The sequence below is a fragment of the Aeromonas sp. HMWF017 genome, from assembly GCF_003061465.1.
Taxonomy (GTDB): Bacteria; Pseudomonadota; Gammaproteobacteria; order Enterobacterales; family Aeromonadaceae; genus Aeromonas; species Aeromonas veronii.
Genome location: NZ_QAJD01000005.1, coordinates 37,497 through 48,824 on the forward strand (window position 1 = coordinate 37,497; position 11,328 = coordinate 48,824).

At 60.7% G+C, this 11,328-nt stretch carries 12 protein-coding genes and 1 tRNA gene; 7 read left to right on the forward strand and 6 right to left on the reverse strand.

The features are described 5' to 3' along the window. Positions 1-151: 151 nt before the first annotated feature. Positions 152-607 (reverse strand): nucleotide triphosphate diphosphatase NUDT15, encoded by a 456-nt coding sequence (locus DBR30_RS00555; protein WP_108541616.1) that lies wholly within the window; start codon positions 605-607, stop codon positions 152-154. A gap of 206 nt (positions 608-813) precedes the next feature. Here DBR30_RS00555 and DBR30_RS00560 point away from each other — a divergent pair, with 206 nt between their 5' ends. Together DBR30_RS00560 and DBR30_RS00565 are read left to right on the forward strand one after the other, a co-directional pair. Then, the gene (locus DBR30_RS00560) at positions 814-1,041 is read left to right on the forward strand and encodes a hypothetical protein (RefSeq protein ID WP_005335715.1); all 228 of its coding nucleotides are present in this window, start codon (positions 814-816) and stop codon (positions 1,039-1,041) included. A 145-nt stretch (positions 1,042-1,186) separates the two neighbouring features. Further along, a complete protein-coding gene (locus tag DBR30_RS00565; RefSeq protein ID WP_005343224.1) occupies positions 1,187-1,504 on the forward strand; it encodes a hypothetical protein in 318 nt (105 codons plus the stop codon). 131 nt (positions 1,505-1,635) lie between these two features. Here the strand turns inward: DBR30_RS00565 and DBR30_RS00570 are convergent, their stop codons facing one another. Together DBR30_RS00570 and DBR30_RS00575 are read right to left on the reverse strand one after the other, a co-directional pair. Then, complete coding sequence (locus DBR30_RS00570; protein ID WP_005304871.1) at positions 1,636-2,112, reverse strand: Lrp/AsnC family transcriptional regulator; 477 nt, start codon at positions 2,110-2,112, stop codon at positions 1,636-1,638. Positions 2,113-2,423: 311 nt separating this feature from the next. Next, a complete protein-coding gene (locus DBR30_RS00575) occupies positions 2,424-3,047 on the reverse strand; it encodes a helix-turn-helix transcriptional regulator (RefSeq protein ID WP_108541617.1) in 624 nt (207 codons plus the stop codon). Between the two features lie 106 nt (positions 3,048-3,153). On the opposite strand from DBR30_RS00575, the gene DBR30_RS00580 reads away from it, so the two are divergent. Both DBR30_RS00580 and DBR30_RS00585 read left to right on the forward strand, forming a co-directional pair. Next, a complete protein-coding gene (locus tag DBR30_RS00580; protein ID WP_108541618.1) occupies positions 3,154-4,383 on the forward strand; it encodes an MFS transporter in 1,230 nt (409 codons plus the stop codon). 110 nt (positions 4,384-4,493) lie between these two features. Then, positions 4,494-5,312 (forward strand): Cof-type HAD-IIB family hydrolase, encoded by an 819-nt coding sequence (locus tag DBR30_RS00585; RefSeq protein ID WP_108541619.1) that lies wholly within the window; start codon positions 4,494-4,496, stop codon positions 5,310-5,312. A 51-nt stretch (positions 5,313-5,363) separates the two neighbouring features. On the opposite strand, the gene DBR30_RS00590 is transcribed toward DBR30_RS00585, so the two are convergent. Continuing rightward, the gene (locus tag DBR30_RS00590) at positions 5,364-5,927 is read right to left on the reverse strand and encodes a DUF2799 domain-containing protein (RefSeq protein WP_005362971.1); all 564 of its coding nucleotides are present in this window, start codon (positions 5,925-5,927) and stop codon (positions 5,364-5,366) included. A gap of 207 nt (positions 5,928-6,134) precedes the next feature. Between DBR30_RS00590 and DBR30_RS00595 the strand changes: the two genes are divergently transcribed. Beyond that, positions 6,135-6,974 (forward strand): isopenicillin N synthase family dioxygenase, encoded by an 840-nt coding sequence (locus tag DBR30_RS00595; protein WP_108541620.1) that lies wholly within the window; start codon positions 6,135-6,137, stop codon positions 6,972-6,974. 211 nt (positions 6,975-7,185) lie between these two features. Then, positions 7,186-8,499 (forward strand): sodium-dependent transporter, encoded by a 1,314-nt coding sequence (locus DBR30_RS00600; RefSeq protein WP_108541621.1) that lies wholly within the window; start codon positions 7,186-7,188, stop codon positions 8,497-8,499. Positions 8,500-8,502: 3 nt separating this feature from the next. On the opposite strand, the gene DBR30_RS00605 is transcribed toward DBR30_RS00600, so the two are convergent. Further along, positions 8,503-9,222 (reverse strand): substrate-binding periplasmic protein, encoded by a 720-nt coding sequence (locus DBR30_RS00605; RefSeq protein WP_108588147.1) that lies wholly within the window; start codon positions 9,220-9,222, stop codon positions 8,503-8,505. A 432-nt stretch (positions 9,223-9,654) separates the two neighbouring features. Here DBR30_RS00605 and DBR30_RS00610 point away from each other — a divergent pair, with 432 nt between their 5' ends. After that, positions 9,655-10,968: a sodium-dependent transporter gene (locus tag DBR30_RS00610; RefSeq protein ID WP_108542217.1), complete on the forward strand. Its 1,314-nt coding sequence runs from the start codon at positions 9,655-9,657 to the stop codon at positions 10,966-10,968. A 275-nt stretch (positions 10,969-11,243) separates the two neighbouring features. Here DBR30_RS00610 and DBR30_RS00615 read toward each other — a convergent pair. Beyond that, a tRNA-Val gene (locus tag DBR30_RS00615) sits at positions 11,244-11,319 on the reverse strand. Positions 11,320-11,328 lie beyond the last annotated feature (9 nt).

The following is an 11,328-nucleotide window of genomic DNA, read 5'->3' on the forward strand; positions in this document are numbered from 1 at the left end:
GAAATAGCCGATATGAGCGGCCGGACCACCAAAGCTGATGCATCCCAGCCATAAAAACTGAATAAATACCTGCCCCACGCTCTTCTCCCTCATCCCTCTTCTCCCGATGGAGAGGAGATATTATGACAGCGCGATGATCGTTTTATGACAATCAGACTGATTCGGCCGACACCATTGGCACATCACCCGGCAGATAGCAGCGCCCCGCCAGCCAGCAAGCGATGGACTGACGGCTGGCGTCGAAATGGGGCTCGGGCAACGCGCGCGGATCGCACCAGACCCAGCCTTCGCACTTCTCCGGCTCCAGCAGTTGCGGCTCACCATCGGCCTTGGCATGCAGCGTCACCGAGATATAGTGCAACCCGCTCTCGCGCCAGGTCTCCAGATTGTTGGTCACCGCCACGACCTCGGGCCCGTGGATCTCAAGTCCGGTCTCCTCGGCCACCTCGCGGATCGCCGCCGACTCGAAGCTCTCCCCCAACTCCAGATGCCCCCCCGGGATCGACCAGTAAGGGGCATGGCTCCCTTTGCGTTTGCCAAGCAGCACCTGGCCTTGGGCGTTGGTCAGGATGACGCCGACCCCGACGCGGGGATAGAGAGTGGACATGAAAACGCTCCTTCAATAAGGCAGTAAAACGGCCCCACCTTAGGCCCAAGGAGAGTACAGGGCAAGCCCCGGCTGCACGGCACCTGCGCCTGTCGGTAGCCCCTCCCCTTGCCCCTTAACCGGTTATCACTGATGCTGGGGAGTGAAGCCCGGATGGAGAGGTCATCCCCATCCTCTCAGTCCCCCATCACCCCGAGGAGTCCGCCATGAAAAAATTGCTCCCCCTGTGCGCTCTGCTGCTCACGGCTTGCCAAACCACGCCGCCCCCCAACTCGCTCGCCATCGATGATGCTGACGCCTGGCAGGCCATTTGCAAAGATGGCACCCGGGTTCGCGCCGTGGTGGCAGAGGGGATCTGTGGGGATCATCGCGGGGTAGCCATGTGGACGAATAAGCCAAGAGCTGAACGGATGGCAGAAGAAGCCGCCAAATAGTGTGATCCAGGCACCATAAAATGACACTGCCGGCCAATTGGCCGGATTTTTTCGCGATCTCGCCAGCACTTTGCCACCTTGTTCATGGTGCGCTCAGTTTTCAGTTCCCATACTGGCCCTACAGTTCCAAAAGAGGAGAGACAAGATGCAAACATCCATCGTCGGGCTCTCCATTCTGTGGGGGCTAGCCAGTTTTGGTGTTCAGGGGGATTTCATCGAGAGCCGTGATTCCGTTGCGCCATCCTGGCAAGCCGAGTCCAGAGTGGAGATGGAAGGTTATCTGATTGAATCGCTTGGCGAAGATCGCTGGCTGTTCGACAACGGCAGCGAGAGCCTGCTGGTCTCCCTGCCCGAGGGGCAGTGGGTGCCGACCGGCGAGCGGCTGCGGGTCAGCGGCGAACCGCAGCAGGAGCAGAGCGGCTGGCTGCTGCAGGTGGAAGACATCAGCCAGGTCAGCGTCTGACAGCGGCAGTCGCCCCGTCACCGCGACAGCTAATCCAGACCCGATAACCACTACCGAATAACCAAGAGCGAATAGCAAAAGAGGAGGCCACTGGCCTCCTCTTTCTGTTTATATAAGCGGCTTGCGCGGGCTCACCCCAGATGGTTGAGCGGTAGTGCCGTCTTGTGCTTGATGCGACGCAGCACGAAGCTGGAGCGCACTCCGGTCACCCCCGGAATATGGGTCAGCTTGTCCAGCAGGAAGTGCTGATAGTGCTCCATGTCGCGCACCACCACCTTGAGTTGGTAGTCGGCATCATTGCCAGTGATGAGGTCACACTCCAGCACTTCGGGCAGTTCGCTGATGGCGCGATCGAAGTTTTCGAACCGCTCGGGCGTGTGTCTGTCCATGGAAATGTGAATGTAGGCGGTGAGGGTGAGGCCAAGCTGGCGGGCGTTGAGCAGAGTAACGTGGGTGTCGATGAGGCCGGCATCCTCCAGCGCCTTGACCCGGCGGGAGCAGGGGGACGGGGAGAGCCCGACCAGCTCGGCCAGTTCCAGATTGCTGATGCGGCCATTCTCCTGCATCAGCTCGAGAATATGTCTGTCTATGCGATCAAGTTTCAGCATTTACCCTTCCTCGTTGCAATGACTAATCCACTTTTCCTAGATTAAGGGTGAACTATTGCAAAAACAACCGAAATAAGTGGTTACTTTGCAACCACTCACCGGCACGGGAGGGATACTATGGTTACATCTTCCGGTGGCAAAGCAGATACCTGACCGGGTCTCTGCGGTGAAGGACCTTACCGGGTCAAGAGCCCCATCAGCCGTCTTACCTTATCGGGAAACGACGGGCTGGAACGAGAGAACCCCCTCCCCGAAGGCAACAAAGCAGGCATCCCGGCGCCTGCTTTGTTGTTTTTGGGCGTTTGACGCAATCAGAGCGCGGGCGGCGTGATGCGATAGAGGCAGCGATGCGCCCCCTCCAGCAGATATTGCTCCCGCTCCACCGTCGCCGGCGCCAGCAGCTGGCGAAACAGCGCCAGTTCACTGCGACAGAAACCGCGGCAGGTGCGCGCCGCCGCACAGATGGGACAGTGGCTCTCCCACAGCAGCCAGCTGCCATCCTCTTCGCGGCGGATCTCCGCCATGTAGCCCTCGCGAGTGCGCTGCTCCCTGAGCGCCGCCAACCGGCCAGAGAGGCCATGGGACCCCAGCGCCTCCTGATAGCGAGCAAGCATTTGCTGCTCCCGCTGCTGGATCAGCCGCTCCATCCCCTCCTCGCCAAACAGCTCGCGCACGTTGTCGATCAACTGCACGGTCAGATCGCTATGGCTATCGGGGAAGCGCTGCCAGGCCTGCTCGGTGAGCTGCCACAGCCGCACGGGACGACCGCGCCCGCGGGCCTCGTCGCTGAATGTGACCCACCCCTCCTGCTCGAGCGTGAGCAGGTGCTGGCGGGCGCCCATGGAGGTCATCTGCAACTGCTCCCCCAGCGCGGCGGCGCTCTGCGGGCCATGGCTCTTGAGCAGAAACAGGATCTTGTCGGTGCTTGCGTTCATGCTCTCATTATGGGGTGCGCCCTTTATTAAATCAACAATTCACTTTACTTAATCCCGTCTATGAATCAGCATAAATAAACCAATAACTTTATTTAATGGGTGCAACATGGAGAAACAAGGGCACAAAAATCCCCTCTGGGTGCTGGTCATGACGGTCACGCTGGCAGTTGCAGGTTTCAGTCTCCCCTCCCCGGTGTTGGCACCTTTGCTGCTGGATCCGGCCCACGGCATGCTGACGCCGGAAGCCTCCGACTGGAGCCGCAAGGTGTGGCTGGGGGTCATCATGGGGCTCTATCCGCTGTTCCAGCTGGTGGGCAGCCCCTGGCTCGGGCGCCTCTCAGATCGCTATGGCCGCAAGCCACTGCTGTTGCTCTCGCTGGCGGGGGTACTGGCAGGCTATGCCCTGATGGCACTCGGTATCGCCTGGCGCTCCCTCCCCATGTTGCTGCTCAGCCGGATTGTGGAGGGGCTGTGCAACGGCAACATCGCCATCGTGCAGGCGATGGCGGCAGATCTCGCCGGCAAGGAGCACAAGGCCCGCAGCTTCGCCTGGATCAACATCGGCATGAATCTGGGCTGGGTAGTGGGACCGATGATCGGGGGCTATGCCGCGGTGATCTCGGGGGATTACAGTCTGGCCGCCTGGCTGGCGGTAGGAATGACCCTGCTCAACCTGCTGCTGGTGTACTGGTTGATCCCCTATCGTCCGCCGGCGGCGGCCACCCGTCAGACAGCGACCCTCTCCAGCCGCCAGCTGCTGTTGCAACCGGCCCTGCTGCCCTACTTCGCGCTCACCCTGATCAGCTATGGCGCCGTGCAGCTCTATTTCACCTACTTCAATATCTGGCTGGTGGAGAGGCTGGCATGGGATCCGGCCCAGCTGGCGCAGGCGGCGGTGCTGGTGAGCCTGCCCATGATGGCGGGCTCCTGGCTCGGCTCTCGCATCGCCCGCCACTGGCGCGGCAGCTCCCTCGGGATTGTCGGCCATCTGGTGATGGCGAGCGGCATGCTGCTCTTTATCCTGCCCGTGCACTGGTGGGGACTGGCGCTTACCTTCGTTCCGGCCGGCATCGGCATGAGTCTGGGGGAGCTGGCCACCTCGGTGGCGATCTCCAACCGCAGTCACCCGGAGCAGCAGGGGCAGGCGATGGGGCTCTACCGCGCCCTCGCCGTGGGCAGCGAGATCCTGGCGGTGCTGCTCGGCAGTCTGGTGCTGCTGGCCGGTACCGAGTGGCCCTTCTATCTCGCCACCCTCTGCTCCCTTGCCAGTGCCGCCGGTTTCTATCTGCTACGCCGCCGTGCCGACCGTCGTCAACAGCTGGCCAGCTGCACCTGAGCCACGAAGGGATCACAGTTCGGCGCTTCGGCCGCGGGCAAGACTTGCATCGGGGCGCCGGGTCTGGGACGGTAAGGCTCTTTGCGGATTTGTTCGATGCTGGAGGAGCTATGAGTGAGTACAAGGCCATCGCGCTCGATATGGATGGCACCCTGCTGACCCGGGATCACAAGATCTCGTCGGCCACCCGGACAGCACTGGCGCAGGCCCGCGCCCACGGCATCAAGGTGCTGCTGGTCACGGGGCGTCACTACATGACGGCGCGTCCCTTCCACCACGAGCTGGCCCTCGATACCCCCCTCATCTGCAGCAATGGCGCCTATCTCTATGATCCGGTGCAGAACCGGATCCTCAGCGGCGACCCGCTGGCGGCCGCCCCGCTTGCCGAGCTGCTGGCCGCGGTCGAGGCACAGCAGATGGGCGCCCTGTTCCACCTGAGCGAAGGGATCGGCTACATCGGCTGCGAAGAGCATGTCACCCGCATCCGCCACTGGTCGGCCAATCAGCCGGACCACCTCAAGATCGCCATCCATCCGGTTGAGGAGCTGGCAGGCTGGCTCGACAACCCGGTCTGGAAGCTGGAGCTGTTCAATCAGGATCCGGCACGCCTGCACACCTTTATGGGCGAGGTGGTCGAGCAGATGCCCTTTACCCGTGACTGGGCGGCCCCCTATGCGGTGGAGCTGGTACAGCCCGGTTGCAGCAAGGGCAACCGACTTGCCCAGTGGGCTGCCAGCGAAGGGATTGCGATGGAGCAGGTGGTGGCGTTTGGTGACAACAACAACGACATCAGCATGTTCGAGCAGGTGGGGCTGGCGGTGGCCATGGGCAATGCGGCCCCGCAGATCCAGAGCCATGCCCATCGGGTCACGGCCGACCACAACGAAGATGGTATCGCACTGGCGCTGCAGCGCTGGGTACTGCCCTGATCTGACAAGGTGCAACATGGCCAGCACGCGCGCTGGCCATGAAGCGAGGGATTAACCGCCGAAGGAGAACTGGATCACCCGATCCGGATAACGCAGACGGTTATACTCCCGGCGCAGGGATTCGTAGTGGCGAATGGCCCGATCGCGCTTGGCACGGTAGTAGTCGCGCTGTTCCGTGTTGGTTTCGTTGCGGATGCTGCGCTCCAGCGTATCGATATCCCGCTCGGTACGCTCCAGCTCGTCGCTGATCTCCCGCAGGCGAGCAGCCAGTTTGTACTCTTCGTAGCCACGCTGATACTGCTTGAGGAAGCTGGCGTCATTGGGGCATACCCCCAGATAAGCCTGCCCCTCCTTGCCCTTGCTGTAAGCCAGCTCGGGAATGCAGTAGAGCTCCAGTCCCTTGTCGTAGCCCCGTTTCCACTCGGCCTCATCCACTTTGAGGCCATATTCGCTGCAAGACGAAACGTAATCGCGGGTCGCCTGACGGGTTTTGCCCTCCGATCCATCCTGATAACCCAGGTTGTACCAGCTCATGGTGCGGCACTCATCTTCTGACAGGGCACTGCATCCCGCCAGCAATACCGGCAGGGTCAGCAACAGAATTTTGGGGGACATGAACAGACTCCGGAAAAGATAGTGAGCGGCATTCTAGAGAGGATAAAAGGCCATAACAAGGGATGCACTCCCGCGCGGTCTGGTACGGTTTATTTGATGTTTTTGTCACTATTCAACGCCGTGCCAGACGGGGTGGCCAACCCGCTTTCCTTGTTATCAGGCGCAAGGTAAACTGCGCCATCTCTTAACTGGCGCGCAACAAAAACAATGAAAGTCCTGACCGTCGATTACCGCTCACCCGATGCGGCCCAACGCTTCACCGAATCCCTGCGAACCACCGGCTTTGGCGTGCTGACCAACCACCCCATCCCGAAAGAGCTGGTGCAGTCCATCTACGACAACTGGTATCGCTTCTTCATGAGCGAGCAGAAGCAGGATTTCCTGTTCAACCGCGAGACCCAAGATGGCTACTTCCCCCCCTCGGTCTCCGAGGTGGCCAAGGGCCATAGCCAGAAAGACATCAAGGAGTACTTCCACATCTACCCCTGGGGCCAGATGCCGGAAGAACTGAAGGAGCAGGCGATGGAGTACTATCGCCTCGCCAACGGTCTGGCCGCCGAGCTGCTGGGCTGGGTCGAGCAGTACACCCCGGCCGATATCGCCGCCAACTACAGCTGCCCCCTCTCCTCGATGCTCGAAGAGAGCCAGAAGACCCTGTTGCGGGTGCTGCACTACCCGCCGTTCGATGGCACCGAGGAGCCGGGCGCCATCCGCGCCGCCGCCCACGAGGATATCAACCTGCTCACCATTCTGCCCGCCGCCAACGAGCCGGGGCTGCAGGTGAAGGGTTCCGATGGCGAGTGGATGGACGTGCCGTGCGACTTTGGCACCCTCATCATCAATATCGGCGACATGCTGCAGGAGGCCTCTCGCGGCTACTACCCTTCCACCACTCACCGCGTCATCAACCCGACTGGTGGCAATGCCGCCAAGTCACGCATCTCGCTGCCGCTGTTCCTCCATCCGCGCCCGGATGTGGTGCTCTCCGAGCGCCATACCGCCCACAGCTACCTGATGGAGCGGCTGCGGGAGCTCGGGGTGATCTAGTCCGCCGACGAGCAGTTGTCAGAGACCAAACCGGAGCAATCTCGCTCCGGTTTTTATTTGGTGGCAGGATTGGGCAAAAAACAGAATTAAATTAGCCAATCATGCCAATAAATCGCATTTACACCTGATGACCGTCGTAGTGATTGCGCAGTGACCTCCGTAACATGAGCGCCATTCTGCCCCTGCCAAGGGGCGCTCGATTGGAGTTCTTATGAAGCAGTCCCAATGGTCATCCCGACTCGGCTACATCCTCGCCGCAGCGGGTTCCGCGGTCGGTATCGGCGCAATCTGGAAATTCCCCTACGTCACCGCCGTCAACGGCGGCGGCGCCTTCCTGCTGGTCTTTCTGCTCTTCAGCTTCACCCTGGGGGTTGCGGTACTGATGGGCGAGACCCTGCTTGGCAGCATGAGCCGTCGCGGTGTTGCGGGGGCGTTTGGCGAGCTGCTCGGCAAGCGCTGGAGCTGGGTCGGCGTCATGGGGGTGCTGAGTACCCTGCTGATCTTCTGCTTCTACAGCGTGGTGGGCGGCTGGACCCTGGGTTATACCGGCATGGCCGCTGCCGGCCAGCTCAATCATGGGGATGCGGCGGCCCTCACCGCCCGCTTCAATGACTATGTCAGCGGCGATGTCTGGCCCATTCTCACTCATCTGCTGTTTGCGGCACTGACCTGGATGGTGGTGCAGGGCGGGATCCAGAAAGGGGTAGAGCGCACCCTGCGCTGGATGATGCCGGCCCTGTTCGTGATGATCCTGATGCTGGTCGCCTTTGGCCTCACCCTGCCCAACGCCATGGCGGGGGTACGCCACTTCCTGATGCCCGACTTCAGCAAGCTGGGGATGTCCGGCGTGCTCGACGCCATGGGGCTGGCCTTCTTCTCTCTCTCCATCGGTCTGGGCATTCATACCACCTACGGCGCCTACCTGCCCTCCAGTGAAGGGGTTGGTCGCTCCAGCCTCTGGGTGGTGCTGCTGGCCAGCATGGTGGCGGTACTGGCGGGCTTGATGATCTTCCCGGTGCTGGCATCGACCGGTATCGATCCTGCTGCGGGCCCGGGCCTCACCTTCATGACCATGCCGGCGGTATTCCAGCTGTTGCCCTTCGGTCAGGGCCTGGCGGTGATCTTCTTCTCCCTGCTGGTCTTTGCCGCGCTCTCCTCCGCCATTTCGCTGCTGGAGCACCTGCAGTGCTTCCTGTGCGAAACCTGGGGCTGGTCGCGTCGTAACGCCTGCAGCGCCATCACACTGTTCGTCATGGTGTGCGGCATTCCAGTCAGCCTGTCGTTTGGCCCGCTGCAACATGTCACCCTGTTTGGCAAAACCATTTTCGAGTTGCTGGACTTTGTCACCTCCAACCTGATGATGCCGCTGTTCGGCCTGATGCTGACGCTGCTGCTGGGCTGGAAGCTGGGACGCAAGGCGCTGCCGCAGGGGATTGCCAGCCATTGGCATCACCTGCTGATGAACTGCTGGCGCTGGATTGCCCCCTTGCTGATCGGCGGGATCTTGATTCGCGGTCTGGTGTGACGGTTACTCTTCGCGGGTGGGCTCATCGGCCCGCCCCTGTGCGGCTCTGACGGCCTCCAGGGCATGCTGCCAGCGGGTGATCTCGGCATCATCCGTTCCCTTGGAGAAGACGATATAAAGACCGGCCTGATGAAGCAGTACACCACTGCTGATGATGCTACGCCGGGATAACCCCATCTTGTCGAGGGTGGCCTCCATCACCAGCTCCGCCATCGGCAAGGCATCGATCTTGCCCAGCATCAGCCGCTCTATCGCCTCCCCGACTGTCTTGTAGCGCACCAGATTGGTGTAGCCCTCATGGGTCAGCCGCACATCATCGGCATTGCCCAGCACGACCCCCACTCTGGGCAGAGCCCGCAGCTGTGCCAGCGAGGTCAGCGGGTGGCGACTATCCGGCGCCTGATAGATAAAGACCCGATTGATAAAGAGCGGGCCAACCCATTTGAAATGGGACTCCCGCTCCGGGAGCCGCTGTACCACGAACAGTCCATAGCCGGGCTCGACCCGTGCCAGCGCCAGCGCCCGCTTGAGCGGGTAAATCCGCACCGGATAGCGGGTGCCAAGCTCCTCCTGCACCTCATCGATCAGGCGAATGGCAAATCCGTCGAGCTTGCCGTCGCGGTATTCGGTAAAGGGGGGTAAGTCGTGACTCAGCAGGGTTAATCCGGGCTGCGCCGACACACTCAGGCAGATCAGTAACCAGGGCAGCACCATCCATCTCATACGACATCCTGTTTCATCGTTGTTCCCGTCAGCGCCATGTAGCGGTCACTAGTTCCAGAAGAAGCTACGTCGATTATCGCCCAGTAAATAGCCACAAGGTAGAAAAGATACGGCCCGGCAACGCGCTCGCCAATTGAGTTGTACGTACAGTCAGAGTGGTGACAGCGGCACACATAAAAAATTTTTGATTTTATGTGTCAATTATTCTTTCCATGGTTTAGGCTGTTTCCTCATTCATAAGTCAGGTTGTCACCTCATGTCTGCCATCCTCGTGCTGTTTGGTCGATTTTTTAGCTCGCAAGAGAGGTGACCTTGCACGCACAGTTTTTCTGAATGTTCATTGCAAAGGTCGCCTCAGGCGGCCTTTTTTATGGTCTGTCGTTTATTGCTACTCAGGAGTATTGCTTCGATGTCGTGTTACCCGGAGGTTGTATGAGCCAGGTTCAGTGGTCTTCCCGTCTCGGTCATGTGCTGGCCGCAGCAGGCACAGCGATTGGCCTTGGTGCCATCTGGAAGTTTCCCTATGTGACCGCCACCAATGGCGGTGGCGCTTTTCTGCTGGTGTTTCTGTTGTTCAGCTTCACCTTGGGGGTAGCGGTACAGGTCGGCGAAACCCTGCTCGGCAGCCATAGCCAGCGCGGGGTGCTCGGCGCTTTTCGCAAACTGGCGGGGCCGAACTGGCGCTGGATGGGGTATATGGGGATCGCCTGCGGCTTCTTTATCTACAGCTTCTACAGCGTGGTCGGCGGCTGGACCGTGGGTTACGCCGCGCTGGCGATGGCTGGCAAGCTCAACCTGAACGAAGGAAGCGCCCTCACAGCCCTGTTCAACGGCTATGTCAGCAACCCCTGGTGGCCGGTGCTGACCCATCTGATTTTCGCAGGCCTGACCTGGTGGTTCGTGCAGGGGGGTATTCAGAAAGGGGTTGAGCGGGCACTGCGCTGGATGATGCCCGCGCTCTTCATCATGATGTTGCTGCTGGTGGGGGTCGGCCTCTCCATGCCAGGATCCATGTCGGGTGTGCGCCAGCTGCTGCTGCCGGACTTCTCCATGCTGACCGGCCAAAGCGTGCTGGACGCGCTGGGGCTGGCCTTCTTCTCCCTCTCTATCGGGCTCGGGGTACACACTACCTATGGCGCCTACCTGCCCAATAGCGAAGGGGTGCTGCGCTCTGGGGTCTGGGTGGTCACCCTGGCCAGCCTTATCTCGGTGCTGGCGGGCTTGATGATCTTCCCGGCGCTGGCCTCCACCGGTATCGACCCTACCGCAGGCCCAGGACTCACCTTTATGACCATGCCTGCCGTCTTTAGCCATCTGCCGTTCGGTCAGGGGCTGGGGGTGGTCTTCTTCCTGTTGCTGCTGGTGGCCGCGCTCTCCTCCTCCATCTCCATGCTGGAGCATCTGGTGCGCTTCACCACCGAGGAGTGGGGCTGGTCGCGCCGTGGCGCCTGCCGGGTACTGACCCTGCTTATCATGGCATCCGGCATTCCGGTGAGCCTGTCGTTCGGCCCATGGAGCGATCTGACCCTGTTTGGCAAGACCATCTTCGAGCTGCTCGACTATCTGACCTCCAACCTGATGATGCCGCTGTTTGGTCTGGTACTGACCCTGCTGCTGGGCTGGCGATTGGGTGATGCCATTCTCCCTGTAGGCCTATCACCCGCCCTGCGTCTGGCGCTGCTCTGGTGCTGGCGCGTGGTGGCGCCGCTGCTGATCAGCGGGATCTTGATCCGCGGGATCATGTAGCACCTTGCGCATCTTTGCGGGCAGGCCTTGGCCTGCCCTTTTTATTGCCGCTCACCAGAGGCGACGATCAAGGAGCTGCAATAAGATGAGCAGACATCAGTAGACCAAGAGCAGGAATGGAAAAGGGCGCTTGGATAAGGCGGGAGCTGACGGGGCAGGTTAAGAGATCGAACAATAGAAAGTGCTGTTCACTGAATTTCAGGCAAAAAAAATCCCCATCTGAGTGGGGACTTTCTCTGCAACCGCAGCTGATATCTCAGCCTCGCTTGCGAATATGGTGGTCGTTACTGGGATCGAACCAGTGACCCCCTCCTTGTAAGGGAGGTGCTCTCCCAGCTGAGCTAAACGACCTGGGATTCT

Coding starts and splice junctions, on each gene's coding strand:
- DBR30_RS00555 (WP_108541616.1), bottom strand. CDS start 607: ATGTCCACTCTCTATCCCCGCGTCGGGGTCGGCGTCATCCTGACCAAC.
- DBR30_RS00560 (WP_005335715.1), top strand. CDS start 814: ATGAAAAAATTGCTCCCCCTGTGCGCTCTGCTGCTCACGGCTTGCCAA.
- DBR30_RS00565 (WP_005343224.1), top strand. CDS start 1,187: ATGCAAACATCCATCGTCGGGCTCTCCATTCTGTGGGGGCTAGCCAGT.
- DBR30_RS00570 (WP_005304871.1), bottom strand. CDS start 2,112: ATGCTGAAACTTGATCGCATAGACAGACATATTCTCGAGCTGATGCAG.
- DBR30_RS00575 (WP_108541617.1), bottom strand. CDS start 3,047: ATGAACGCAAGCACCGACAAGATCCTGTTTCTGCTCAAGAGCCATGGC.
- DBR30_RS00580 (WP_108541618.1), top strand. CDS start 3,154: ATGGAGAAACAAGGGCACAAAAATCCCCTCTGGGTGCTGGTCATGACG.
- DBR30_RS00585 (WP_108541619.1), top strand. CDS start 4,494: ATGAGTGAGTACAAGGCCATCGCGCTCGATATGGATGGCACCCTGCTG.
- DBR30_RS00590 (WP_005362971.1), bottom strand. CDS start 5,927: ATGTCCCCCAAAATTCTGTTGCTGACCCTGCCGGTATTGCTGGCGGGA.
- DBR30_RS00595 (WP_108541620.1), top strand. CDS start 6,135: ATGAAAGTCCTGACCGTCGATTACCGCTCACCCGATGCGGCCCAACGC.
- DBR30_RS00600 (WP_108541621.1), top strand. CDS start 7,186: ATGAAGCAGTCCCAATGGTCATCCCGACTCGGCTACATCCTCGCCGCA.
- DBR30_RS00605 (WP_108588147.1), bottom strand. CDS start 9,222: ATGAGATGGATGGTGCTGCCCTGGTTACTGATCTGCCTGAGTGTGTCG.
- DBR30_RS00610 (WP_108542217.1), top strand. CDS start 9,655: ATGAGCCAGGTTCAGTGGTCTTCCCGTCTCGGTCATGTGCTGGCCGCA.